Origin of the sequence: Halomonas alkalicola, from assembly GCF_030704205.1 — a bacterium.
Lineage (GTDB): Bacteria > Pseudomonadota > Gammaproteobacteria > Pseudomonadales > Halomonadaceae > Halomonas > Halomonas alkalicola.
The window spans coordinates 2,311,060-2,335,039 of sequence record NZ_CP131913.1 but is presented as its reverse complement, the minus strand read 5'-3'; the positions used below and the strand labels follow the sequence as shown (position 1 = coordinate 2,335,039).

At 66.0% G+C, this 23,980-nt stretch carries 21 protein-coding genes and 2 CRISPR repeat arrays (1 of these 23 cut by a window edge); of the genes, 9 read left to right on the top strand and 12 right to left on the bottom strand.

Annotated features, from left to right (window positions below; genetic code table 11):
- A CRISPR array of direct repeats spans positions 1-846; the repeat unit is 33 nt; unit sequence GTTTCTATCCGCGCGGCCCGGGCGGGCCGCGAC; it reaches 1,370 nt to the left of the window's first position.
- 107 nt (positions 847-953) lie between these two features.
- Positions 954-1,873: a CRISPR direct-repeat array (repeat unit 33 nt; unit sequence GTTTCTATCCGCGCGGCCCGGGCGGGCCGCGAC).
- 189 nt (positions 1,874-2,062) lie between these two features.
- The 9 genes from cas2 to B6N23_RS11070 all read right to left on the bottom strand — a co-directional run bounded on the left by cas2 (position 2,063) and on the right by B6N23_RS11070 (position 12,163).
- A complete protein-coding gene (gene cas2 / locus B6N23_RS11110) occupies positions 2,063-2,353 on the bottom strand; it encodes a CRISPR-associated endonuclease Cas2 (RefSeq protein WP_305498850.1) in 291 nt (96 codons plus the stop codon).
- 24 nt (positions 2,354-2,377) lie between these two features.
- Positions 2,378-3,418, bottom strand: coding sequence for a type I-C CRISPR-associated endonuclease Cas1c (cas1c, locus tag B6N23_RS11105; RefSeq protein ID WP_305498849.1), 1,041 nt, complete (start codon positions 3,416-3,418; stop codon positions 2,378-2,380).
- Positions 3,419-3,423: 5 nt separating this feature from the next.
- Positions 3,424-4,062, bottom strand: a complete 639-nt coding sequence (gene cas4 / locus B6N23_RS11100) for a CRISPR-associated protein Cas4 (protein WP_169956559.1) — start codon at positions 4,060-4,062, stop codon at positions 3,424-3,426.
- A gap of 9 nt (positions 4,063-4,071) precedes the next feature.
- Positions 4,072-4,941: a type I-C CRISPR-associated protein Cas7/Csd2 gene (cas7c, locus tag B6N23_RS11095; RefSeq protein ID WP_169956558.1), complete on the bottom strand. Its 870-nt coding sequence runs from the start codon at positions 4,939-4,941 to the stop codon at positions 4,072-4,074.
- A gap of 11 nt (positions 4,942-4,952) precedes the next feature.
- Positions 4,953-6,737 carry a type I-C CRISPR-associated protein Cas8c/Csd1 gene (gene cas8c, locus B6N23_RS11090; protein WP_305498844.1) on the bottom strand — a complete coding sequence of 595 codons (1,785 nt, stop codon included), beginning with the start codon at positions 6,735-6,737 and terminating at the stop codon, positions 4,953-4,955.
- On the bottom strand, positions 6,734-7,402 hold the full coding sequence (gene cas5c / locus B6N23_RS11085) for a type I-C CRISPR-associated protein Cas5c (protein ID WP_305498842.1): 669 nt from the start codon (positions 7,400-7,402) through the stop codon (positions 6,734-6,736). The genes cas8c and cas5c overlap by 4 nt, the downstream gene beginning before the upstream one ends.
- Before the next feature lie 340 nt (positions 7,403-7,742).
- Complete coding sequence (locus tag B6N23_RS11080) at positions 7,743-9,974, bottom strand: CRISPR-associated endonuclease Cas3'' (RefSeq protein ID WP_305498840.1); 2,232 nt, start codon at positions 9,972-9,974, stop codon at positions 7,743-7,745.
- A 433-nt stretch (positions 9,975-10,407) separates the two neighbouring features.
- Positions 10,408-10,791: a DUF4168 domain-containing protein gene (locus tag B6N23_RS11075; protein WP_305498838.1), complete on the bottom strand. Its 384-nt coding sequence runs from the start codon at positions 10,789-10,791 to the stop codon at positions 10,408-10,410.
- Between the two features lie 121 nt (positions 10,792-10,912).
- On the bottom strand, positions 10,913-12,163 hold the full coding sequence (locus B6N23_RS11070) for a YbfB/YjiJ family MFS transporter (RefSeq protein ID WP_305498837.1): 1,251 nt from the start codon (positions 12,161-12,163) through the stop codon (positions 10,913-10,915).
- 210 nt (positions 12,164-12,373) lie between these two features.
- On the opposite strand from B6N23_RS11070, the gene B6N23_RS11065 reads away from it, so the two are divergent.
- A complete protein-coding gene (locus B6N23_RS11065) occupies positions 12,374-12,967 on the top strand; it encodes an SAM-dependent methyltransferase (protein ID WP_305498835.1) in 594 nt (197 codons plus the stop codon).
- Between the two features lie 17 nt (positions 12,968-12,984).
- Positions 12,985-13,989 carry an aldo/keto reductase gene (locus B6N23_RS11060; RefSeq protein ID WP_305498833.1) on the top strand — a complete coding sequence of 335 codons (1,005 nt, stop codon included), beginning with the start codon at positions 12,985-12,987 and terminating at the stop codon, positions 13,987-13,989.
- 73 nt (positions 13,990-14,062) lie between these two features.
- Here B6N23_RS11060 and B6N23_RS11055 read toward each other — a convergent pair whose 3' ends face one another.
- From B6N23_RS11055 to B6N23_RS11045, 3 genes are all read right to left on the bottom strand, one after another.
- Positions 14,063-14,749: a phosphate signaling complex PhoU family protein gene (locus tag B6N23_RS11055; RefSeq protein WP_305498831.1), complete on the bottom strand. Its 687-nt coding sequence runs from the start codon at positions 14,747-14,749 to the stop codon at positions 14,063-14,065.
- Positions 14,750-14,773: 24 nt separating this feature from the next.
- On the bottom strand, positions 14,774-15,973 hold the full coding sequence (locus tag B6N23_RS11050) for a Na/Pi symporter (RefSeq protein WP_305498829.1): 1,200 nt from the start codon (positions 15,971-15,973) through the stop codon (positions 14,774-14,776).
- Between the two features lie 117 nt (positions 15,974-16,090).
- Positions 16,091-17,143 (bottom strand): DUF4349 domain-containing protein, encoded by a 1,053-nt coding sequence (locus B6N23_RS11045; protein ID WP_305498827.1) that lies wholly within the window; start codon positions 17,141-17,143, stop codon positions 16,091-16,093.
- A 161-nt stretch (positions 17,144-17,304) separates the two neighbouring features.
- On the opposite strand from B6N23_RS11045, the gene B6N23_RS11040 reads away from it, so the two are divergent.
- The 7 genes from B6N23_RS11040 (at position 17,305) to B6N23_RS11010 (ending at position 23,976) form a co-directional block, all read left to right on the top strand.
- Positions 17,305-17,982, top strand: coding sequence for a hypothetical protein (locus B6N23_RS11040; RefSeq protein ID WP_305498825.1), 678 nt, complete (start codon positions 17,305-17,307; stop codon positions 17,980-17,982).
- Positions 17,983-18,068: 86 nt separating this feature from the next.
- Positions 18,069-18,221, top strand: coding sequence for a hypothetical protein (locus B6N23_RS11035; RefSeq protein WP_302139763.1), 153 nt, complete (start codon positions 18,069-18,071; stop codon positions 18,219-18,221).
- The gene (locus B6N23_RS11030; protein ID WP_302139764.1) at positions 18,221-18,955 is read left to right on the top strand and encodes a metal ABC transporter ATP-binding protein; all 735 of its coding nucleotides are present in this window, start codon (positions 18,221-18,223) and stop codon (positions 18,953-18,955) included. Before B6N23_RS11035 ends, B6N23_RS11030 begins: the two co-directional genes overlap by 1 nt.
- Positions 18,939-19,829, top strand: a complete 891-nt coding sequence (locus B6N23_RS11025; protein ID WP_305498820.1) for a metal ABC transporter permease — start codon at positions 18,939-18,941, stop codon at positions 19,827-19,829. Before B6N23_RS11030 ends, B6N23_RS11025 begins: the two co-directional genes overlap by 17 nt.
- 42 nt (positions 19,830-19,871) lie before the next feature.
- Positions 19,872-20,921: a metal ABC transporter solute-binding protein, Zn/Mn family gene (locus tag B6N23_RS11020; RefSeq protein WP_305498818.1), complete on the top strand. Its 1,050-nt coding sequence runs from the start codon at positions 19,872-19,874 to the stop codon at positions 20,919-20,921.
- A 274-nt stretch (positions 20,922-21,195) separates the two neighbouring features.
- Entirely contained in the window at positions 21,196-22,419 is a 1,224-nt protein-coding gene (locus tag B6N23_RS11015) for an ABC transporter substrate-binding protein (protein ID WP_305498816.1), read from the top strand.
- Between the two features lie 12 nt (positions 22,420-22,431).
- The gene (locus tag B6N23_RS11010) at positions 22,432-23,976 is read left to right on the top strand and encodes a fatty acyl-CoA synthetase (protein WP_305498814.1); all 1,545 of its coding nucleotides are present in this window, start codon (positions 22,432-22,434) and stop codon (positions 23,974-23,976) included.
- The last annotated feature ends 4 nt before the right edge of the window (positions 23,977-23,980 follow it).

The following is a 23,980-nucleotide window of genomic DNA, read 5'->3' as shown; positions in this document are numbered from 1 at the left end:
TCTATCCGCGCGGCCCGGGCGGGCCGCGACAGGCGGCTCATCGAGGCGGCGAATGTCGTCGCGCATGTTTCTATCCGCGCGGCCCGGGCGGGCCGCGACAGGTCGCGGGCGATGCGCTCATACTGCTTGAGCGGTTTCTATCCGCGCGGCCCGGGCGGGCCGCGACCGCACGTTGTCGGCCGTGCCCATGAGGTAGGCGCGGTTTCTATCCGCGCGGCCCGGGCGGGCCGCGACGAGGATGTGTATGTGCTGGGCGTCCGATGCCTGGTGTTTCTATCCGCGCGGCCCGGGCGGGCCGCGACGTTGGCCGTGGCTGTCATTTCTTCCGGGCGGCGGATGTTTCTATCCGCGCGGCCCGGGCGGGCCGCGACCTCAGTGATGCGGTGGACGATGGCATGGGCGAGCGTTTCTATCCGCGCGGCCCGGGCGGGCCGCGACGTGACTGCGCATACGCTTTTCCATGTCTTGCGTGTTTCTATCCGCGCGGCCCGGGCGGGCCGCGACGCGCGCTCAAGCGGCAATCGACAGTTGACAGCGGAGGTTTCTATCCGCGCGGCCCGGGGGGGCCGCGACGCCCTTCTTCATGTTGTCTTTTTAGCCCACAATGGCTGTTTCTATCCGCGCGGCCCGGGCGGGCCGCGACGTCGAAGGCCCCGTGACTATCTGGCCGACGGGCGGTTTCTATCCGCGCGGCCCGGGCGGGCCGCGACCGTTTCCAAACTCAAACGGGCTGCCGCAAATCGAAGTTTCTATCCGCGCGGCCCGGGCGGGCCGCGACCCGGCCTCATAGGCGTCGTCCGGTCCTTGATCGTAGTTTCTATCCGCGCGGCCCGGGCGGGCCGCGCGACGTGTTGGTGGAGATGGATGGGCGCATGGGCGTGCTAGTTTCTATCCGCGCGCGCCCGGGCGGGCCGCGACCTTGCGCTTAGACCAGCTATTAGGCATGGGCAGGATGTTTCTATCCGCGCGGCCCGGGCGGGCCGCGACTCGATGCGGCCCCTGACCATAGCCTCTGCTAGCAGTTTCTATCCGCGCGGCCCGGGCGGGCCGCGACATGGATGCGCGCTCGCCAAGGCCAAGGGCATGCAGGTGTTTCTATCCGCGCGGCCCGGGCGGGCCGCGACTCGTCTGGATGTGGATGACCGACGACCCACTTCCTGTTTCTATCCGCGCGCGGCCCGGGCGGGCCGCGACGCTGGCCCCGGTCATCCAGCTCGCCGGCGCGGTCGTTTCTATCCGCGCGGCCCGGGCGGGCCGCGACTTCCACCCTGCGCATCTGCAGGTCGATCTCGTGGCTGTTTCTATCCGCGCGGCCCGGGCGGGCCGCGACGCGCCACGCTGGCCGCGGCGCGCACGATCTTGCGGTTTCTATCCGCGCGGCCCGGGCGGGCCGCGACGTACATCACGCAGCCGCCTGACACGCTCAATTCAGGTTTCTATCCGCGCGGCCCGGGCGGGCCGCGACATGCCCTTTGCGCTATAAACACGCCGTTTTTATAGTTTCTATCCGCGCGGCCCGGGCGGGCCGCGACCTCCGGGTCGGCCTCGCCGGTGATGATCTCCGGCGTGTTTCTATCCGCGCGGCCCGGGCGGGCCGCGACGCCCGCCGATGCCGTGACCGCCGATGGCAAGAGCCGTTTCTATCCGCGCGGCCCGGGCGGGCCGCGACCGTAGTTGTGGCCGATATGCGATTGAGGTGACCATGTTTCTATCCGCGCGGCCCGGGCGGGCCGCGACGCTTGCAAAAAGGACTTCCTTTCTCTACTTTATAGGTTTCTATCCGCGCGGCCCGGGCGGGCCGCGACGTGGGGTCGGCGCAGGCTGCCCACTGCTCCATGTTGTTTCTATCCGCGCGGCCCGGGCGGGCCGCGACTGTTCCTTTATAACGCTTTGATGAGACGAGCAAAATAACCGTGGATCAGCGAAACAGATCTTCCATAAGGTTCTAATTTTCTACCAAACAGACCATCACTCAAGAACATCAATGAAAACATATTGTTAAAGAGCTGCGAACCCACCAGTGAAATGCGGGACGCTTAGGGTTCGCAAGACAACAGGAAAATCAGAAAAAGAGGGGGCCGTTCATGTCCATGGCAGGCTTGGCACCGATATGTTCGATACGGTTCTTCCAGTTCCTGCCCAGGAAATAGAAACGCAGGCTATCGACTTCATCGTCGATCAGGTCGATCAACCGCTGCCGTAGGCGCACCCATTGGTCGGGATCGACCTCGATCTCGAACACCGAGAATTGCACTCGCTGCCCAACATCACGGCAGGCTTTCGCGACGCGACGCAGTCGACCCTCGCCACCTTCGGAAGAGGTACTGACATCGTAGCTGACCAGAACCATCATCGCCGCGCTCTCCTTAGCGACAAGTCATTTCCACAGGAAGGGTGGGTAGGCATCCAGATCACCACGCAGATGACGCGCCAGTAGTTGCGCCTGGAGCAGCGGCAACATCCCGATCGGGGCCTTCTCACCGACAAAGGCATGGTTGAGCTCCTCGCGCTTCCGCTCCTGATAGGCAGTCAGCACCGTCTTGCGCGCTTCATCGGTTAGTGCCACGCCGCCACTTTCGGCAACCGTGAAGTCCTTCTCCCGCAGCTGCCGACGATTGACCAGTGATAGTGCCAGGCGGTCTCCCAGCAGTGGCCTGAACTCCTCGGCAAGGTCCAGAGCAAGGCTGGGGCGCCCAGGACGATCCCGATGCAGAAACCCCACCGCCGGGTCCAGCCCCACGCTTTCCAGCGCCGAGCGACAGTCGTGCGTCAACAGAGTATAGAGAAACGACAGCAACGCATTGAGGCGATCACGCGGTGGGCGACGGTTGCGGCCGGTGAAGCGGAAGGCTTCTCCGTTGTGACGAACGAGGCTATCGAAAACGCTGAAATAGACCTGCGCGGCTTCACCCTCCAGGCCACGCAACCCATTCGTCGTGGGCTCACGCAGTAGGTCCCGCGCGATCCGGCCCAGGCGAGTCCGCACCCTTTCCAATCCTTCACGCTCGGACGGGTCCAGCTTGCTACCGTAGTCACGCAGCCCCCTGGAGATCACCGCGTGCTGCTTGTGCACCTTGCCGATCAGCACGCCGCGGACGATAGCTGCACAGGCGGTTTCGTCATCGCTGGTGCGGTACTGGGTGCGCCTCAGCAGCACGTTGCCGGATACCGGCCCTTCGATACGCGCGAGGAACTTACCGTTAGGCGACAAGTGGGTAATGGTGACCCCTTGTTCGGCACAAAAGCCCATCAGCGGTGGCGATACCAGCACCCTGCCGAAGCACACCAGTGATTCGAGCATATGGATAGGTAGCCGCGCCCGCTCCTTGCCCTCTACATTCATGACCACGTTGGCTCCGTCCTTCTTGAGCCAGGCACCTTCGGTGGTGATATACAGCGTGTTGAGCTGACGGCGCATGCGATTCACTCATCAAGCGATTGCAGTTGACGCGCTAGCCAACGGCTCGCCGAGCGCTGCTTCCCCATTACTTGCGGTTGGCAGGCATCGATCAACGAGCAATGGTCACAGCGCTTGGGCTCATAGATGGCAGTTGGCGTACGGTTGTTATCGAAGAGCGCGCGAGTATCGGCGATGACGCGTAGGGTCAGTGCCCGCAATTCATCGTCGAACGCGACGGTCTTGCGCCGCCGCGTCTTGCCATAGTAGAGCGCGCCCTGCTCGATACTGACGTCCAGCATTTCTTCCAGGCACAACGCCTGGGCACAGAGCTGGACTTCATCGGCGCGATGGGCCTTGGGCCGGCCACGCTTGTACTCTATGGGCCGGACCCCTGTGGGTTGCTGGGACTCATCGAACTCGACCACATCGGCAACCCCGGTCAATCCCAGTGTTTCACTGGCCAGCGGAAGCGCCATGGCGGTATGAATGCCCCGCCGACGCTCATGCCCCAGATTATCAGCACGTTCATGGAGGATACGCCCTTCCGCCGTATAGCGGTTTTCCAACCACTGCTGTTCGAGGTGGATCAACGCACACTGGCGTGGACAGAACAGCATATGCTGCAGCGCCGAGAGCGGGATCAGGCGAACGTCATCCTCCATCCGGTTCACCTATAGCTTCTCGTCAACGCTGACCCCGGCCGGCAAGGCCTCGGCATCGATGGAGACGCGATAGTCGCTGTAGTGACGAGCCGGTGTATCTTCCTCGCCTTCGACACGCACGACTTTCACGCTGTCGAACAACCGGTGCGCCGGGGCATTGCCCATCGGGTGGTCATGCTTGAAGACGATCAGCTTGCGTGCCGACATCTCACCCCTGGCGGCCGAGCGGTCATGCTCGAACATATTGATCAGAGCGCGCCACAGCAGCTCGAGATCGTCTTCCGAGAAGCCGGTACGCTCGGCGAGCTTGGCCGATATGTAACCGTGCGCACGATAGAGGCCATAGGGAATAATGTGCTTGCGGCCCATGGTGCGCTCCTTCTCGAGGTCGCGCTCGTTGGTGACCGCCATGCGGGTGATCGAGACCTCCATCGGCACCACCGGGTCAATGGAGCTGGCAAAGGCCATCTGCACCGGGCCACGCACCTGCCCGGAGTTGACCTCGGTGGTCATCACCGCGCCGAAGGTGCGCACGTCGAAGAAATTCCGGCACATCCACTCTGTCAGCGCACGGGCCTTCTCCACCTCCTTGGGCAGCTTCTTCGGCTCGGGCTTGATGTCGAGCGCATCATAGGCCTTCTTGTGCTGGTTGTTGAGTACCGACTTTTCCTGCATATAGATGGCGTAGCCGGCGTCTTCTTCCTTCTCGAGGGCAACGTAGTTGCGGATCTTGCGCTTGAGGCAGACATCGGTCACCAGTCCCTGATTGGTCTCCGGGTCGAGCCTCGGCAGGTTGCCGGCATCCGGATCACCATTGGGATTGCCGTTGGTGACGTCGAACAGCAGCACGAATTCATAGCGATTGGCGATGGCACTCATTCTGACTCTCCCTACTCGTCTTCTGCGTTTTTATAGGCACTATCTTTCTTGGCAAAGCGGGCTTGCGACTGGTGATAATAACCTATCGCAAAACGCCCTTGGTCCTCGATGCGCAAGCTCCTGGGGAACCTGTCGCTCAAGCCGTCGATGATAGTGCCTATCTCGCCTTCGATCTTGTGTGCCAGCCCGCCCTTGTCCTTCTTGCGCATGTTCGACAAATGATGCTGTAAATTACGCAACAGCATGGGGAAGACGCTGGCCGGTGTCGCCGAGGCGGCACCGTAATAGCGATCACGAATGGTGGCATTCACCTCGTTACCTAGCGCGCCGCGCTGAGCACTTTCCAACTCGGCGAATAGCCTGCCAAGCAAATAGCCGGGGTGGGTGGAATGAGGATCGAGACTCACGGGCACCTCCTGAGTGGTTGAGTTCGAATGCACCGCGAGACGACCCTCTCGCGCGCGTACAGCCTTGCAGAGTGCAACTCGAATACCGCTGATTTTTCCGTCATTGCGGAATCTCATGACGATGTTATTGAGAAGTGAGCGCGGATAACGGGAGCCGGTAAGAATGGAACGCATCAACTCTCCGGCTAGTTGTGGTAGCACGTCCTCAGCATTGGGCCTGTCGCCATGAATGGGTGCCGTCTGCAGTGCAAGCCGCCACGCTCCCGGCGTCATCCCCTTCCAGGGGGAAGGCTCAAGCGACATGTCCTGGTAGTGATGGGCATAATGCTGCGCCAGGTGCTCCAGACTATCGACATACCAGAAGCGCACCGATAGGCGCGCTGCGTTGGGCGCCAGTCCCAGCACGAAGAACTGGGTATCCGCTTCCAACATCGGATCGAGCTCTGCCAGGATGCGTCCCTCGGAGACCTGCTTCATCAAGGTGCCTAGCTTGGCGGCCTCCTGCTCATCGCTGGGCGGTTCGTTGAGCATGGCGAAAAAGCCCTCGGCAGCCTCGGCATGAGCCGTATCCCTGGCCTTGGCCCAGAACACCACCGTCGCATCGCCGATCTGCAAGCGCTGATGGTTATCGGTATCGCCTCGAAGCAAATGATTCAGCGCCGTCGAGTAGCCGAAGATGGCTGCCTTGGAGATCGAGGCGTTTTGATTCTTGCTGTAGCCGTATGACTCATAGGCATCGCTGTTGAATGAAACGAGCGAGGCACCAGACGACTGCGCGTCTCTGACACCACGGATTGCAGGATGAACGGTACCCAAGGGGGCGATGTCTCCGGTTATCAGGCACTGCCCCGACACCCCTTCGCCGCCTTCCAAGGCAGCTCCCCATAGCCGGCGCGCTTCCCGGTTCTCATGCAGATACTGCCGCTGGCCATCGAGCCGGAATATGACGTTAGTATCCAAGACCTCTTCGCTATATCCGGGTAACTCAGAGAGCTGCTCCGGCTGCCATTGATCCAGCAGTCTCAAAAAGGCCATCAGATCGGGATCATCGCTCTCGCCGAACAGCGCTAATTGGCGCGCCTTGAATGCCGCATGCTCATCGGCCAGACGCTTGCCTTCACCAGCAGTAACACCAAGGGAATAGGCGGTCTTGTCCCACAGCGGATAGGCGTGGATGCCCGAGGTACGCCGCTTGTCCACAGGTACCTGGCAAGGGCTTGGTCGAGGCTTCTTTCCGGAGGTATCGCGCAGATCGACGACCTGTAGCGGCTTCCCCTCCTGGGAAAAGATCAGGCAGAAGCTAACTTTCTCGCTGCTGAAGCCTGGCAGCGGCACCTTGTCTTCATCTGCCAGCCGCTGGTAGTAGTCATTGAGAGCCGTAAGGATCATGCCAGTGCCTCCTCGAAAGGCGGCACCTCAATCACGCCATCCTGCATCCTGGCGCGAAAGAAACGTGGCGTCTTGCCATTGGCGAAGTCGATATCGTGCAGCATATAGCCAAGATCACGCTCACCGCTCAAGCGGTCATCAATGGCTGGCACAGCGGCATCGGCTTCGATCAAAGCAAAACTAGCGGGGAACTCCCGTGTGCCTAGGCACGGCATATGGAAACACTGCCCTTGCCGAGCGCGGCGGTTGAAGATATCCAGATGCTTACCAGGCGTATCACTATCGTCGGCGCGCGAGGTGAACTCGAAGTGCGCTTCGATCGTATAACCCACGTCACGCAAGATCGTGGCAGCACGCTGCTGACGGTTCTGGTCGACGAAGTAGGCCACATCATCGACACGCCCTGACTTCATCGCCTTGGAGACGGTGGAGGCTGGCAGCTTTCCTGCCACTTCGTTACGGCGCAATGACTCGAAACGGATCGGTTTCAGCACATGGATACGATCCACGCACCAGCGAATCGCCGGCTTCCAGTGTATTGCCTCCAGGATACCGCGTGCCGCCGACGGCGTAATCACATCGTAGGACACCCGTTCTGCTTTCATCTCAGGCCGCGTAAAACAGGCCCGCTCCCCCCAGATATGCAGACGAACTCCAAATGTCATGGCTGTATCCTTTATCAGATCCGCGCCCCGGCAGGACGGGGCGACATTTTACCTATTAATTTCCAAGGGAAAATTTCAACCCTCTCTCACTCATGGAAGCCAAGCTTTAATCCCTAATGCGGCTATGACCAAGCTGAGCAACGAGACAAGCCAAGATAGTTTGAAAGGGCACTGAAGCTCTAAAGTGACATATCCCCTCTGAATCTTGCACAGCAAGGACCAGTCACTTTGCTTACTCCCGTCACCATCTTCTGATGAGCTCATGGCAGTGCCCTCAGGCTTCTTGACAAAGCAAGCCTAGGACAAGGGCGCCAAAACTTCCAATTCTTTCCCTTGGAAATTACAAGATCAGGCTTTCAGCCCTCATAAACGTGGGCTCACTCCAGTTCAGCCCTAGCCGCCCGTCATAGAGATCCTCGTTAACCAGCATCATGAATTGCTCACCGAACTTGGCGGATTCTACGGCAACGATGGCCCCCACCCGTTCCAGCGCAGCGAAGCCCTGCTGCGGCACCTGCACCGTATAGGGCTGGAGCTCACGAGCGATGCCTCCCACCCCCTCGGCATAAGCCAACTTCCTCAGCGCATCCCGGGCCTTGTCATCGAAAGGGATGATCACGGCGCGCTGGTTGTTCTCAATCATTCGGAACTTCTGTTCAAGGGTATCGAAGGGCAGCCCTTCGATACGGCCATCTTCGACCAGCTTCAGCAAGCCATGCTTATCCAGCTCCTGGGGACCTTGTTGCCAGTACAGCAGCCGGAAATAGGCCTCTATCGCCGCCAACGACAGCGGATCGTCGCCGTGGTGCCTAAGCACTTCGATAGTGGCCTGTGCAAACATCTTGAGCTCAGGCGGAGGTGCCCAGTCATCGTTGGCGGTGGCAAAGATGGCGACCTCACTGTCCGACGCACTGCGTCTGCCCTCACGGTTGCAGCGCCCGGCCGCCTGGGCAATGGAGTCCAGGCCAGCCTCAGCGCGCAATACACGGGGGAAGTCGACATCGACGCCAGCCTCTATTAGCGATGTCGATATGACTCGACAGGGCTCGCCAGCCTGGAGGACCTGACGTATCTCGGCTAGTACCCGGCGGCGATGCACGGCGCACATCGAAGTGGTGAGGTGATAGGCACCAGACCGATCCGCTATCGCTATCGACTCGAACAGCGCCCGAGCATGGCGACGGTTATTGACGATGCACAGCACCTGATCGGTCACAAGCAGTTCGTCGCGCAGCGCCGTATCGTCCAGCGGGCCGATATGGCGCACGGTAACGCGCTTGAAATCGCGGTATAGTCGGTCCGGCTCCGGCGCCAGCTCCCGCAAGTCACGCAAACCACCGACGAAACTACGCTCGGGATCGTCGGTCTCGGCCAACGCCGGCTGGGTCGCGGTGCACAGCACGACGCTGGTGCGATAGTTCAACGCCAGTTCGTCCAAGGCCGCCACACTGGGCCGCAGCAGCGGCAAGGGCATGGTCTGCGCCTCGTCAAGGATCACCACGCTGCGCGCGATATTGTGCAGCTTGCGGCAGCGCGAGGTCTTGGCAGCAAACAGGCTCTCGAAGAACTGGACCGCCGTGGTGACGACGATCGGCGCATCCCAGTTCTCGCTGTCGCGGCGCAGCTTGTCGATGCTATGGTGGTCACGCGGGTTGCCAGCGTCGAAGGCGCTATGGTGCTCCAATACCGCCGTCTCGCCATGCTTCCCCAGGGCATCGCGAAACACCGCGGCGTTCTGCTCGACGATACTGGTAAATGGAATCACGTAGATCACCCGATCCATGCCGTGAGCGATGGCATGATCGAGAGCGAAGGCCAGCGAGGCCAGCGTCTTGCCGCCACCGGTCGGCACCGTCAACGTAAACCGTCCAGGCGACAGCTCGGCTTGGGAACGTACATGGGAGAGAATCTCGCTACGCAGGCGATTGACGTCGCTATCTGCCGTGAAGGTGGCCAGACGCTGATTCAGGGCATCACGCAGCAAGTCCAGCGACGGCCCGCCACCACGCGCGTAGGGCACGCCTTTTTCATGCACGGCATAGAAGGCCTCGGTATCGACAAAGTCGGCATCGACCAGGCAGGAAAACAACATCCTCGTTAGAAAGGCATACTGGAAGAAGGCCCTGTCGCGGCGCTGTTGAAAGTGGGCCGGAGGCAACAGATTGCGGGGAAGGGCTATCTCTTGCTGCCATACTGGATCGAGTGGCGGCAAGTCTGCTTCCAGACGGTTCTTCAGTGGCGTGCGCTCCCCCATATCCCGACCATTGGCCAGCCCCGCATGGTGACCCGCGATAAGGTAGGCCAACAGGTAGCCTACCTGAGGAAATGTCTCGATGGCGATATGCGCGCCGGCCGTGGAGTGATCCACGCGCTCCGGCGAGCCCTCCAGGCGTCTTTGGAAGGGAGCCGTGTACTTGCCGATATCATGGAGTAAGCCGGCGGCCTCACCCCAAGGGCCTGCACCAAAGCGGGCTGCTCGCTCCCCAGCCAATTCCCCTACAGCAATCAAGTGGCTGGCCAATGTCTGCCAGTCCGACTTGTTTCCCTCCGAAGTCGAATGTGCGTAGAACATGCGTTCCTGCCTGCATTCCAGTTCCTGAATTCAGATTCTTCTATTCAACCTAAGCATCCTGAAGCCTTCTTTGCCAGCTATTTCTAAAAGAAAGGTCATTGGCCAGACTCAAGCTGCTTCATATCTGATTTTCGCTGGGGACGATGATGTGATCGCGATAACTGATTGAAATACCACGACTTCGCTGGGCTGTCTGAGCCGCGAATTCGAGAAGCCTACATGAGTGGCGAGGCCGCCGGCAGCTCGATCGGATAGCTAGCAATCTCGCAACCGAGACTCATGCGAGCTCGCGAGCAGCCACGAAAAGCCCCCGCAGGGTGCGGGGGCGAAGGACGCGGTCCGGCCGGACATGCCGAGGGGACGGGGGGAACCTGGACCGGCCGCGTCGGGGAACACCATACATCGGGACCGGGCCTGGGCCGGTCCGCGAGCCTTACGACTCGACCTTCTCCTGAACGCGCTGCATCAGCTCGGGGTCCTGCTGAACCGCCATGCCGATGGCGTTGAAGGTATCCACGTCGAGACCACCCTTCTCGACCGCTTCGACCATCTTGTCGTTGGCCTCCATCTGCACTTCCTGCTGGGCGGCTTCGTCCTCGGCGGCCTGCAGGCGCTCGGTGTACTCCTGGGAGATCACGACGATTTCCTGGGAGACCTCCGCAAACTGCTCGAGCTGCTCATCGGTGAAGTCCGTCGCCGGGGCCGCGGCCTGGGGCTGCTCGGGAGCGGCGGCCGGGTCCTGCTGGGCGTGGGCGGTGGCTGACATCAGGCCGGCGCTGAGCAGGGCGGCAGAGAAAAGGGCTGTCATCCGTTTCATTGATACCTCCAGAGAATCACCCCAGGGGGGCGTTACGTGCATGTGCCCCCTGTGACGACACTCAGCCGCTCGCGTTCAACATTTTCCGGTAACCCTTGGTAACGGGTTGATTCATCAGGTGTCAGGCCACGTTTCCCCTCGCCTCGGCATCCAGCCGCTGGGCGGTCTGATCCACCGCACGCAGCCAGATCAGCAGCAGCGCCCCCAGGGCCACGAAGCCGCCGGCCAGCCACAGGCCGGTGTAGTAGTGGCCGGTGGCCTCGGCGAGCAGGCCGGTGAGCGCCGGGGCGACGATCTGCGCCACGCCGTAGGCGAGCGTCATGCGCCCCATCATCCGCGCCGGGCTCTGCGGGTAGAGCCGGCCGGCCATGGTCAGCACCAGGCTCACACAGCCGAGGAAGGTGCCGCCGTAGAGCACGGCGCTGATCAGCACGCCGGCCAGGCTAGAGGTGAGCGCCGGCAGCACGATGCCCACCACCTGCAGGGCCATGGCCGCGATCAGCGCGCCCAGGTAACCGAAGCGCCGGGCGATCAGGTCCCACACCATCACCGCGGGGGCGGCGGCCAGGCCCACCAGGGCGAAGGTCCAGTTGCCGGCGCCGGCCAGCAGCGGCTCGCGCTCCACGATGGCCACGATGAAGGTGGCGCTGATCACGTAGCCGTAGCCGGCGCAGAAGTAGGCGGCCAGCATCAGCCGCATAAAGGTGCGGCTGCGCGGTATGGCCGCGGGCGCGGCACTCGCGGCGGCGCCTTCTACAGGCTTCGTCGGTCGCGGCAGCCAGCGCCAGGCAGGCACCAGCAGCGCCGCGGCCAAGGCGGTGAAGCCCCACCACTGGGCCTGCCAATCCAGCGCGAGGCGCAGCATCAGCTCCACGGCCAGGGCGGCGAACAGCATGCCGAGCCCGACCCCGGCGAAGTGGATGCCCAGCTCGCCGCGCTGGCGATGCTGGATCAGCCAGTGCAGGATCAGCCCGGAGGCCAGCAGCATGGCGCCGCTGCTGGAGAAGCCCGCCATGAAGCGCATGGCCGCCCACAGCCAGAAGCTGTCGGCCAGGGCCATGCCGGCGGTGGAGAGCACCGCCAGCACCAGGGTGAGGCGGTAGAGGGTGTCCTTGAAGCGGATGCTATGGATCGAGGCGGCGGTGAGCGCCCCCAGCATGTAGCCGGCGTAGTTGAGGGCGGCCAGCCAGCCGCCCTGGGCGTCGGAGAGCCAGGCCTGCTGCTGCATCACCGGCAGCAGCGGCGTATAGGCGAAGCGCGCCACGCCGATGCAGAGGAGCTGGCTGAACACCCCGGCCAGCAGCACCCGATAGCGCGGAGAGAGGAACCCCGGGGATGGTCCCCCGAGGGAGGGTGACGAAGGCGTGGCCATGCCTGGCGCTCCTGAGGTCCGTGTTGTCGTTGTGTCGTTATGACGCTAAGGGTTCTACCTTAACCCGACTCGCCCCACACCACCCCCCCGACGAAAGCCAAGGAAGCGCCCCGCTGCATGCCGTCGCCGAACACCGACATGTTGCTGCCACATTGTCGGCATAACTTGCTACTCTCGTGCTCTGATCACCCCCAACAGGAGAGTGCCCCCATGTGGGACGACCGCTACAGCACGGATGACTATGTCTACGGCACCGAACCCAACGACTTCCTGCGCGAGCAGGCCGGCCTGATCGGCGAGGCGCCGAAGCGCGTACTCTGTCTGGCGGACGGCGAGGGGCGCAACGGGGTCTACCTGGCGGGGCTGGGCCACTGGGTGACCTCGGTGGATGCCTCCTCCGTGGGCCTGCGCAAGGCCGCCCAGCTGGCCGAGGAGAAGGGAGTGGCGCTGACCACCCTGAATGCCGACCTCACCGAGCACGAGTTCCTGCCGGAGAGCTTCGATGCGGTGGTGTCGATCTTCTGCCACGTGCCGGCGGCGGGCCGCCCTCACCTGCACCGCCAGGTGCTCCGCGCCCTCAAGCCCGGCGGCGTGCTGATCCTCGAGGCCTACACCCCGGACCAGGTGCCCCGCGACACCGGCGGCCCGGACACCCCGGACCGCACGCCCACCGCCGCCGAGCTCGACGCGGCCTTCGCCGAGATGGAAATCGAGCTCAGCCGCGAGTGCGAGCGCGAGGTGGTGGAGGGCCGCGGCCATACTGGCCTGGGCGCCGTGGTGCAGTTCATCGCCCGCAAGCGCTGAGAACGAGGAACCCCGTGATGACGCTTTTCTCCCGCCTTCAGGACGTCGGCTCCCCCGCCATCGGCCTGGGCTGCATGAACCTCTCCCACGGCTACGGCCAACCGGTGCCCGAGGCGGAGGCGCTGCGCGCCCTGGATGCCGCCTTCGACATGGGCTATCGCCACTTCGATACCGCCACCCTCTACGGCGCCACCGCCAACGAGCGGCTGGTCGGCAAGGCCCTCTCCGCCAAGCGCGGCGAGATCCTGCTGGCCAGCAAGTGCGGCATGGCCATGGACCCCGAACAGGGCAGGAAGGTGATCGACGGCCGCCCGGCCACCCTGCGCCGCCAGTGCGAGGAGAGCCTCGAGCGGCTGCGCACCGACCATATCGACCTCTACTACCTGCACCGCTGGGACCGCCAGGTGCCCATCGAGGAGAGCGTGGGGGAGCTGGGCCGCCTGGTGGCGGAGGGCAAGATCGGCGCCGTGGGGCTCTCCGAGGTCTCGGCGGCCACCCTGCGCCGGGCCCGGGCCGAGCATCCCATCGCCGCGGTGCAGTCGGAGTACTCGCTGTGGACCCGCAACCCGGAGATCGCGGTGATCGAGGCGTGCCGCGAGGTGGGCGCGGCCCTGGTGGCCTTCAGCCCCCTGGGCCGCGGCTTCCTGAGCGGCGCGGTGAGCGATACCAGCCGGCTGGCGGAGGGCGACATGCGCCGCACCATGCCGCGCTTCAGCGCCGAGCACCTGCCCCACAACCTGGCGCTGCTGGCCGAGCTTGAGGCCGTGGCAGAGCGGCTCGAGGTGACCACCGGTCAGCTCGCCCTGGCCTGGCTGCGCGCCCAGGGCGACGACATCCTGCCGATCCCCGGCACCCGCTCCATCGCGCACATGGGCGAGAACCTGGCCGCCGGTGAGCTGCGCCTGGAGGCCACCACCGTGGCGCGGCTCGATGCGCTGCTGGCCCCGGGCCGGGTGGCCGGCGGGCGCTACGCCGAGGCGCAGCAGGCCGAAGTGGATACCGAGGAGTTCCCGCCGGCCTGAGATACGGCCCGCAACACGAAGAACCCCGCGCAGGCTCACGCCTGCGCGGGGTTCTTGCGATCAGAGGCCGGGCTCAGTCCAGGGCGCGGTCGTCGGCGTCGCTGGGGAAGTCCAGGTCTTCCAGGCGGCCGGTCACCGCGGTGGCGATGTTGGCCAGGTGCGAGGCCACCCGCTTGTAGTGGCGGGCCAGCAGCGAGTAGGCCACCGCCTCGTGGAACTCGACCGCCTCCTCCTCGCGCAGCAGCGCCTCGATCAGCTTGTCGCAGCGGCTGCGGATCTCGCGGGTGGCGGTGATGACCCGGTGGGCCTTGGCCTCGTCGGAGTCGCGGGTGGCGGCGATCAACTCCTGGAACAGGCCGTTCAAGCGCTCGGCCATCTCGTCCAGCGGCTTCTGGTAGCTGGGCACGTGGAAGCCTTCGCTGTAGAAGACGCCGACCTCGAAGACGTTCTTGCAGTAGTCGCCGATGCGCTCGGCGTCCTTGGCCACGCTCATCAGCGCCAGGCAGATGGCCACGTCGTGGCCGGGGTTGACGGTGAGATGGCGCAGCACCTTGCGGCGGATGGAGCGCTCGAGCTCGTTGACGGCGCCATCGCGCTGGTAGAGCGGCTGGCGCACCTCCTCGGCGGGCACGGTGCTGTAGAGCACCTCGTTGGCGCGGGCGAACATCCAGGCGCCGTGCTCGAGCATCCGGGTCAGGTCCGCGTAGGCCTGGTCGATGCTGTTCTCGGAGGTGAGGGCGCTATAGAGCTGTCGAAACATGGGGAACCTCCCGGTTGGCCGCGCTCAGCGCAGGCTCATGAACAGTTCGGTGAGGGTGATGCCGACCAGCGGCACCACCAGAAATACGCCGATCAGGAACAGGAAGGCGTAGCGGATCTGCTTGCCGGCCAGGCGGCCGTACCAGGTGGCGATGCGCAGCGGGATGACCCGCAGCGGCCACCAGATGGCGGTACCCGTCAGGTTGAAGATGACATGGAACAGCGCCACCGTCATCGCCGCGGCGATGGGATTGGCGGTGGCGGCCAGCACGCTGGTCACCGTGGTGCCCAGGTTGGCGCCCATCATGAAGGGCAGCACCCGGCGCAGGCGCACCACCCCGGCCCCGGCCAGCGGCACCATCAGGCTGCTGGTGATGGAGCTGGACTGCACCAGCACGGTGGAGACCACCCCGACCCCGTAGGCGCGGGCATCGGTGCGGAAGAAGTAGGTACGAAACAGGCCGTCCATGTGGCGCAGCAGGGCACCGCGCAGGTTCTGCACCATGAACACCAGGGCGGCGAACATCAGCAGCAGGCCGAGGCCGGCCACCAGCAGGCCGGCGGAGGCCGGGCTCGGCATCAGGGTGGCACCGATCCAGTTGGCCCCGTCGACGATGGGGGCGGTGATCACCTTGATGGGGCTGCTGGGGCGGGCGACCTCCTCCAGGCCGATCAGCTCCGCCAGCCAGGCGGCCAGCCGGGTGAAGATGCCCCGGCCGCCCTCGTGGAACATGCCGGTGAACCACTCGATCGGGAAGACGATCAGCACGGTCAGGATATTGAAGAAGTCGTGCATCATCGCCGCGGTGAAGGAGCGGCGGAAGTTGCGCTTGATGCGCACGTTGGCCAGCGCCACGATCACCCCGGTCACCGCGGTGCCGATGTTGGCGCCCATGATGGCGAAGACCGCCGTGCCCAGCGTCATCTCGCCGCTGGCCACCAGGGTGACGATCAGCGCCGAGGTGAACGACGAGCTCTGCACGATCATGGTGACCAGCACACCCGCCATCAGGGCGATGAAGGGGTTCTCGCCATAGGCGAAGGCGCGGGTCAGCATATCGCTGTCGCTGCCGAAGGTGCCGAGCCCGGCGCCCAGCACGTTGAGGGCGGCCAGGAACAGGTAGAGGCACAGGCCGGCGTAGATGCCCCTCAGCCAGGCAGGCACCTCGTGAGTGGCCTGGCGGGCGAGAGCGGGACGATCGGTGGAAGGTCCTGGATTCGACATTAGCGGTCTGCCGTGTAGGTGAACGGTCCCTTCGTGACGGTTACGTGACGATTCCGTGTCAGTGGGCGCAACGTAGCGCCACTATGTGACACTTTGATGACATGCGCATCTTAACCGTCAGGTGTCGTCCTGCGAAGCGGCCCGCCGCGCGCGGCGGCGCTGGCCCAGGCGGCCGAAACCGCGGCGCACCGGGCGCCACAGCCGGGTGAGCAGCCACAGTGCGGGAATGCCCAGCACCAGCCAGGGCGTCAGGAAGACCACCACCAGGATCACCTGGCCCACCGACTCGAAGAACAGGCTGACGCTGCGGTCCAGGGCGCGCCACAGCGGGGCCAGGGGACCGTGCTGATGGGGCTCGACCCAGCGCTGCTGATGGAAGCTGGCGGTCACCGAGACGCTCTCGGTGACCCGGGAGAGATGGCGCTGGCGGCCCTGCATCGACTCGATCTCGCCCTGCACCCGGGCCAGCTCCCGCTCCACCTGCAGCAGGTCCTGGATGCGCCGCTCGCTGAAGCCGCGCCCCTCCTGGGCCAGCTCGGCGAGCCGTTCGCGCAGCACCACCTGCTGGGCCAGGCGCGCCTCCAGGTCGATCATCTGCTGGGTACGGTCCTCGCGGGTGATCTCCACGCCGCTGAGCGCCGGGGAATCGCCGAGGCGCTGCACCGGCTCTGCCTCGTCGACCCGGTCGCGGTCGATGCGCATCACCAGATTGCCGCTGGCCAGCCCCTGCCGCGGGGTGCCGAGCCGCCCCTGCTCCACCTGGCAGCCGCGCATGGCCAGGCAGGCCTCGTGAACCTCCTGGTAGGCGGCCACCAGCGCCTCGGCGGCATCGAACTGCAGCTGATAGAGGCGCCGCTCCTCGATGCGCGAGGCGTCCGCCTTCCCGCCGGCCTCCGGGACCCGGGCGGCACCGGCCAGGTCGGCCTGGCGCACCATGGCCTCGCCGGCGAACTCTTTGCCGGAAAACTCCTGGCCGGTGGCGTAGGGGTCGGAGTAGGGCGAGGAGACCTCGCCGCCATCGAAGGCGTCGCAGCCGGAGAGCCCCAGCGCAGCCAGCAGACCGAGGCCCGGCAGGCCCAGGCGCGGAAAAGCACGACGCGGAAAAACAAGTCCCGGAAAAACAAGGCCCGACAGGCGGGAGCGGAAGGAGAGGAAAGCACGGGAGGGCATGCCGGGGTCGTCCATGACAGTGAGGATGCCTGAAGCGTAGCACTTCACCGCGGCCCGCCGCTGCGCGGCGTTGCCGATGGGCGACGGTGGGCTCCCCCCGGCCGGCGGTGCTAGGCTTCCCTGGCCGGGTCCCGATGCGCCCCGATTCGCTGGAGATCGCCATGCCCCGTCTCGCCCGCTTCACTCGCCTCACCCGCCTTTGCTGCCTGATCGGGCTGCTGCTGCCCCTGCCCGCCCTGGCCCAGGCGCCGGACGGCGAATGGCAGGCCTATGAGGCCGCCCTGAATGACGGCGCCCGCCACGCCAACCTCTGGCAGGCGAGCTGGACGACGATCTACGCGGGCAGCCTGGCGCTCAACGCCTGGCAGGCCAGCGAGGCGAGCGACCGTGACGATCGCTTTGATGCCCGCGTCGGCGTGGTGAAGTCGGCCCTGGCGCTGGGCGGCATGTTCCTCGACCGCCAGCCCCATCCCGCCGCCGCCCGGGAGCTTTCCGCGGGCGAGCCGGGCGATATCGACGCCGCCCGGGCGCTGCTGGAGTCGGTGGCCGCCGAGGAGCAGCGGCGCCGCAGCTGGGAGGCCCGCCTGGGGTCTCTTGCCGTGAACACCGCGGCGGGGATTCTGATCGCCGTGGGCGATGGCCGAGAGCGCGACGGCGCCATCAACTTCGCCACCGGCATGCTGATCAACGAGCTGCAGCTGCAGACCCAGCCGCGCCAGGCCACGGCGGCGGTGAACCGCTTCCAGCCGGCCCGGGTGAGCCTCGGCGACCTGCATCTCGAGGGGGAGTACGCCCTGCTGGTGGGGCCGGCCCAGCTGGGCGTGGCGCTGCGCTACTGACGCCCCTCGCCGGAGCATTCTCGCGACGGTGGCCAGCGCCTCTATTGTTATGTTATAACCTCCGCCATTCCGACGGAGGTTTCCCCATGGCACACCGTGCACACCGGCACCGCCCGGAAGGGCCCTGCCACTTCTCGCTGATGTCGCTCTCCGCTGCCCGCCGGCTGCTGCTGGCGGCGGCGCTGCCCCTGGCCGGCCTGTGGCTGGCGGTCTCCTGGGCCGCCGGGTGGTGGTCCTGATGTCGCGCCTGCAGCTCGAGGACCTGCAGCTCGCCCGGGGCGGGCGCACCGTGCTGGAGCACCTGGACGGCCGCTTCCAGGATGGCGCCATCACCGCCCTGATCGGCGCCAACGGCGCCGGCAAGAGCACCCTGATCAGCGCCATCATGGGCATGCTGCGCCCGGTGGCCGGCCGCGTGGCCTGCCAGGTGCCCCGGGAGCGCTGCGCCTGGCTGCCCCAGCAGCTGGCCCTGGACCTCACCTTCCCGATGAGCGTGGAAGAGCTGATCATGACCGGCACCTGGCCCAGCCACGGCGCGCTGAAGGGCTACTGTGCGGCCCACTACCGCCGCGGCCGCGAGATCATGGCCCGCCTGGGCATCTCCCAGCTGGCCCACCGCCAGTTGGGCGAGCTCTCCGGCGGCCAGCGCCAGCGCGCCCTGCTCGGCCGCACCCTGATGCAGGAGGCCGAGCTGCTGCTGCTCGACGAGCCCTTCGCCAATGTCGACATCGAGACCGTCGACGTGCTGATGGACGTGCTGCGCGACATGGCCCGCGAGGGCGCCACCATCATCGTGGTGCTCCACGACATGGAGCAGCTCGCCCGCCTGGCCGACGACGTGCTGCTGCTGGCCGGCGGCCACGGCCGCTGGGCCAGCCCGGAATCGCTGCTCGAACGCTACGCCGGCCAGCCGCCCCGGGCGCCGCGCCTGCCCTTCACCTTCCCGGATACCCTGCATGCTGGAACTGCTTGACGCCTGGCTGCTCGCCCCCTTCGACTACGGCTTCATGAGGCGCGCCCTGGTGGCGGGGCTGGCGCTGTCGCTGGCCGCCCCGCCGCTGGGGGTCTTCCTGATGCTGCGCGGCATGAGCCTGATCGGCGACGCCATGGCCCACGCCATCCTGCCCGGCGTGGCGCTGGGCTTCCTGTTCGCCGGCTTCTCGCTGCCGATCATGAGCCTGGGCGGGGTGCTCTCGGGCCTGCTGGTGGCGGTGCTGGCCGGCAGCGTCTCCCAGATGACCGGCCATCGCGAGGACTCCGCCATGGCCAGCTTCTTCCTGATCTCCCTGGCCGCCGGGGTGATGCTGGTCTCGCTGGGCGGCAGCAGCGTGGACCTCACCCACGTGCTGTTCGGCTCGATCCTGGCCGTGAACACCACCGCCCTGGTGCTGATCGCCGCCATCAGCAGCCTGATCGTGGTGACCCTGGCGGTGATCTTCCGCGCCCTGGTGGTGGAGTGCCTGGACCCACTCTTCCTGCGCGGCCAGGGACTGCACAGCGGGCTGATCCACGGCATCTTCCTGGGCCTGGTGGTGCTCAACCTCACCGCCGGCTTCCAGACCCTTGGCACCCTGATGGCGGTGGGCCTGATGATGCTGCCGGCCACCACGGCGCGCTTCTGGAGCAAGCGCCTGGAGGGGCTGATCGGCATCGCCGTGGCCATCGCCCTGGTCGCCAGCACCGGTGGGCTGCTGCTCTCCTACCATCTGAGCCTGCCCTCGGGCCCGGCGATCATCCTGCTGGCCGGCGCGGCCTACCTGCTCTCGGCGCTGCTGGGCCGCCACCACAGCCTGCGCGAGCGCCTGCAGCGCCGCGCCGCCCCCCCGGGCGCTCCTGAATCCCACTGACGCCTCCGACTCCACCGATACACACTCGAGGACCCCTGCCCCATGCGCATCGTGAACGCCTCCGCCGCCCTGCTCGGCGTCTCCGCCCTGCTGGCCCTGCCCACCGCCTTCGCCGCCGAGCGCGTGCAGGTGGTCACCAGCTTCAGCATCCTCGCCGACATGATCGAGAACGTCGGCGGCGAGCACGTCGAGGTGACCTCGCTGGTGGGCCCCGACAGCGACGCCCACGTCTACTCGCCGCGCCCCACCGACGCCCGCGCCCTGGCCGAGGCCGACCTGGTGGTCTTCAACGGCCTGCAGTTCGAGGGCTGGATGGAGCGCCTGATCGACGCGAGCGACTACGCCGGCCCGCTGGTGACCACCACCGAGGGGATCCGCAAGCTGGCGTATCACGGCCACGACCATGGCCATGCCCACGGCCACGACGATCACGGCCACGACGACCACGGTCACGACGACCACGACGGCCATGATGACCATGACCATGGCGACCAGGACCCCCACGGCTGGCAGGACCTGGCCATGGGCAAGATCTACGTGGCCAATATCCGCGACGGCCTGATCGAGGCTGACCCGGACAACGCGGCCGCCTATCGCGAGAACGCGGAACGCTACATTGCCGAGATCCAGGCCATGGACGAGGAGATGCGTCGCCTGCTCGGCGAGATTCCCGCCTCCACCAGCGTGATCACCGGCCACGACTCCTTCGGCTACTTCGCCCACGCCTACGGCCTGCGCTTCCTCTCGCCGGTGGGTCTCTCCACCGAGGCGGAGCCGAGCGCGGCCAACATGGCGCGGCTGATCGACGTGATCCGCGAGCAGAACGTCCAGGCGCTGTTCCACGAGAACATGACCAGCCCGGCGATCATCAACCAGCTCGCCGAGGAGACCGGCCTGGCCATCGCCGGCACCCTCTACGCCGACGCCCTGGCCGCGGAAGGCGAGGCCAGCACCTACCTGGGCATGATGCGCCACAACGCCCAGACCCTGCATGACGCCCTGGCCCAGCCCGGCCATGACGACCATGGCCACGATGGCCACGACGACCACGACCACGACCACGACGATCATGGCCACGGCCATCGCCACTGAGCGCAAGACTCGGCGGCAACGCACAGGGGGCGCCTTCGGGCGCCCCTTGACGTTTACGGCACCCCTTCTCCCGCCTGGCCGGTTATGTCGGCATCCGGCCCCTTTCGTTTGCCTGCTTGATAAAAGCGCCCGCCAGATTGGCACGAAATGCAAAAACTCTGGCTCGATAGGTCAATTCCGGCCCGGCCTTTGCCCCTACCATGGGTGTCGGGCGCCGGCCTCGGCGCACCGGAAGAGACGCACAACAACAACGCGACCACGCAAAGGCCTCTCCATGATCAAGACCCGTCAGTTTGCCCTGGGCACCCTCGCCGCCTCCGTCCTGCTCGCCTCCCAGGCGGGTGCCACCGAGATCACCGACAACGAGATCCGCATCGGCTACCTGGCCGACATGTCCGGCGTCTACCGCGACCCCATCGGCCCCCTGGGGCTCGATGCCATCCAGATGGCCATCGAGGACGTCGGCGGCAGCGTGGCCGGCGCCGACATCGTGGTGTTCAGCGCCGACGACCGCAACAGCGCCGACGTGGGCTCCAGCGTCGTGCGCGAGTGGATCGACGAGCGCAACGTCGACATGGTCACCGGCCTGGTGGCCTCATCGGTCACCCTGGCCGCCGTGCGCCTGCTGGAGGAGGAGAACCGCCTGGGGCTGGTCAACGGCGCCGTCTCCTCCGGGGTGACCAACGAGAGCTGCTCGCCCAACCATATCCACTGGGTCTACGACACCTGGGCGATGTCCAACGGCACCGCCCGCGCCATCACCCAGGAGGGCAACCCCAACTGGTACCTGCTCAGCGCCGACTACTCCTTCGGCCACGCCCTGGAGAGCGACGTGGAGCGGGTGGTCCTCGAGAACGGCGGCACCATCGTGGGCAAGGCGCGCCACCCCTTCCCGAGCACCGACTTCTCCTCCTTCATGCTCCAGGCCCAGGCCTCCGGGGCCGATGTGATCGCGCTGAACAACGCCGGTGGCGACACCATCAACGCCATTGCCACCGCCAGCGAGTTCGGCATCACCCAGGCGGGCCAGATCCTGGCCGGCATGGTGCTGTTCAGCACCGATATCCGCAGCATCGGCCTCGAGGATGCCCAGGGCCTGCAGTTCACCAAGGCCTGGTTCTACGACCGCGACGAGGAGTCCCGCGCCTGGGCCGAGCGCTTCCGCGAGCGCACCGGCAGCATGCCGACCATGGTCCACGCCGGCCTCTACTCCAGCACCCTGCACTATCTGCAGGCGGTCGACGCCATCGGCACCGACGAGGCCCAGGCGGTACGCGAGCAGATGGCCGCCACGCCGATCAACGACATCTTCGCCACCGGCGGCTATATCCGTGAAGACGGCCGCATGGTGCACGACATGTACCTGGTGGAGGTGAAGTCGCCGGAGGAGGCGGTCGACGAGGACGACCTCTTCCGGCTGGTGCGCACTATCCCCGCCGAGGAGGCCTTCCGCCCGCTGTCCGACAGCCAGTGCCACCTGGTCAACAACGGCGCCTGAGGGGGGAACGACATGAGCCTCAACCCGAAGATCCAGCAGAACACCATCGGCGCCGCCCTCAACCGCAGCGCCCGCAAGCACGGCGACCAGCTGGCCCTGGCCTTCCATGACCGCCAGTGGACCTATGCCGCGCTCAACCGGGCCGTGAACCGCGTGGCCAATGCCCTGCTCGGCGCCGGCCTCGCCCCCGGCGACCGCCTGGCGGTCTACGGCAAGAACTCCGATGCCTACGTGATCGCCTGGCTGGCGGCGACCCGCGCCGGCCTGGTGCACGTGCCGGTGAACTACGCCCTGACCGCCGACGAGCTCGGCTACATCCTCGAGCAGTCCGGCGCCGCCGGCCTGCTCAGCGACCTCAGCCTGGCCGACACCGTGGCCGCCGCCACCAGGGGCAGGGCGCTGGCGCTATCGGGCACCCTCCATGCGGGGGAGAGCAGCGGCTTCGATGTGCTGGCCACGGCCACCGGCGAGGGCAGCGCCGCCGAGCCGGAGGTAGCCGTGGAGGGCGCAAGCCTTGCCCAGCTGCTCTACACCTCCGGCACCACCGCCGCCCCCAAGGCGGCGATGATGACCCACCAGGCGCTGCTCGCCGAGTACCTGGCCTGCATGGTGGAGCTGGACCTCAAGGGCGACGAGCCGATGCTGGCCGCCCTGCCGCTCTACCACTCCGCCCAGATGCACGTCTTCCTGATGCCGGCGCTGCTGCTGGGGGCGCCGGTGCACCTGCGCGAGGCGCCGCTGCCGGACGACTGCCTGGCCCAGATCAGCCGCCAGGGCATCGCCTCCTTCTTCGCCCCGCCCACGGTGTGGATCAGCCTGCTGCGCCACCCCGACTTCGCACGCTCCAACCTCAGCCGCCTGAAGAAGGCCTACTACGGCGCCTCCATCATGCCGGTGCCGGTGCTGGAGGAGCTGCGCCAGCGAATCCCCGGCGTGGGGCTCTACAACTGCTACGGCCAGAGCGAAATCGCCCCCCTGGCCACGGTGCTGCGCCCGGAGGAGCACGGCGCGCGGCCAGCCTCGGCGGGCCGCCCGATCCTCACCGTGGAGACCCGCATCGTCGACGCCGAGATGAACGACGTCGCCCCCGGGGAGCACGGCGAGATCGTCCACCGCTCGCCCCAGCTGCTCACCGGCTACTGGGACAAGCCGGAGATGACCGAGGAGGCCTTCCTCGGCGGCTGGTTCCACTCCGGCGACGTGGGCTACTTCGACGAGGCGGGCTACCTCTACATCGTCGATCGCATCAAGGACGTCATCAATACCGGCGGCGTGGTGGTGGCCAGCCGCGAGGTGGAGGAGGGGCTGTTCCAGCACCCCGCCGTCTCCGAGGTGGCGGTGATCGGCCTGCCCGACGAGAGGTGGATCGAGGCGATCACCGCCGTGGTGGTGCTCAAGGAGGGCGAGCAGGTGAGCGAGGAGGCGCTGATCGCCCATGCGAAGTGCGTCATGGCGCCCTACAAGGTGCCCAAGCGCGTGCTCTTCGCCGACGCCCTGCCCAAGAGCACCGCCGGCAAGATTCTCAAGCGACACCTGCGCAAGGAGCTGAACGCGTGACCGA

Bases quoted from the DNA above. Each gene is read 5' to 3' on its own strand.
- cas7c (WP_169956558.1), bottom strand. From the start codon at position 4,941: ATGAGTGCCATCGCCAATCGCTATGAATTCGTGCTGCTGTTCGACGTC.
- B6N23_RS11015 (WP_305498816.1), top strand. From the start codon at position 21,196: ATGATCAAGACCCGTCAGTTTGCCCTGGGCACCCTCGCCGCCTCCGTC.
- cas8c (WP_305498844.1), bottom strand. From the start codon at position 6,737: ATGATCCTTACGGCTCTCAATGACTACTACCAGCGGCTGGCAGATGAA.
- cas1c (WP_305498849.1), bottom strand. From the start codon at position 3,418: ATGCGCCGTCAGCTCAACACGCTGTATATCACCACCGAAGGTGCCTGG.
- B6N23_RS11045 (WP_305498827.1), bottom strand. From the start codon at position 17,143: ATGCCCTCCCGTGCTTTCCTCTCCTTCCGCTCCCGCCTGTCGGGCCTT.
- B6N23_RS11035 (WP_302139763.1), top strand. From the start codon at position 18,069: ATGGCACACCGTGCACACCGGCACCGCCCGGAAGGGCCCTGCCACTTC.
- cas5c (WP_305498842.1), bottom strand. From the start codon at position 7,402: ATGACATTTGGAGTTCGTCTGCATATCTGGGGGGAGCGGGCCTGTTTT.
- B6N23_RS11025 (WP_305498820.1), top strand. From the start codon at position 18,939: ATGCTGGAACTGCTTGACGCCTGGCTGCTCGCCCCCTTCGACTACGGC.
- B6N23_RS11050 (WP_305498829.1), bottom strand. From the start codon at position 15,973: ATGTCGAATCCAGGACCTTCCACCGATCGTCCCGCTCTCGCCCGCCAG.
- cas2 (WP_305498850.1), bottom strand. From the start codon at position 2,353: ATGATGGTTCTGGTCAGCTACGATGTCAGTACCTCTTCCGAAGGTGGC.
- B6N23_RS11080 (WP_305498840.1), bottom strand. From the start codon at position 9,974: ATGTTCTACGCACATTCGACTTCGGAGGGAAACAAGTCGGACTGGCAG.
- cas4 (WP_169956559.1), bottom strand. From the start codon at position 4,062: ATGGAGGATGACGTTCGCCTGATCCCGCTCTCGGCGCTGCAGCATATG.
- B6N23_RS11030 (WP_302139764.1), top strand. From the start codon at position 18,221: ATGTCGCGCCTGCAGCTCGAGGACCTGCAGCTCGCCCGGGGCGGGCGC.
- B6N23_RS11055 (WP_305498831.1), bottom strand. From the start codon at position 14,749: ATGTTTCGACAGCTCTATAGCGCCCTCACCTCCGAGAACAGCATCGAC.
- B6N23_RS11040 (WP_305498825.1), top strand. From the start codon at position 17,305: ATGCCCCGTCTCGCCCGCTTCACTCGCCTCACCCGCCTTTGCTGCCTG.
- B6N23_RS11020 (WP_305498818.1), top strand. From the start codon at position 19,872: ATGCGCATCGTGAACGCCTCCGCCGCCCTGCTCGGCGTCTCCGCCCTG.
- B6N23_RS11070 (WP_305498837.1), bottom strand. From the start codon at position 12,163: ATGGCCACGCCTTCGTCACCCTCCCTCGGGGGACCATCCCCGGGGTTC.
- B6N23_RS11065 (WP_305498835.1), top strand. From the start codon at position 12,374: ATGTGGGACGACCGCTACAGCACGGATGACTATGTCTACGGCACCGAA.
- B6N23_RS11010 (WP_305498814.1), top strand. From the start codon at position 22,432: ATGAGCCTCAACCCGAAGATCCAGCAGAACACCATCGGCGCCGCCCTC.
- B6N23_RS11075 (WP_305498838.1), bottom strand. From the start codon at position 10,791: ATGAAACGGATGACAGCCCTTTTCTCTGCCGCCCTGCTCAGCGCCGGC.
- B6N23_RS11060 (WP_305498833.1), top strand. From the start codon at position 12,985: ATGACGCTTTTCTCCCGCCTTCAGGACGTCGGCTCCCCCGCCATCGGC.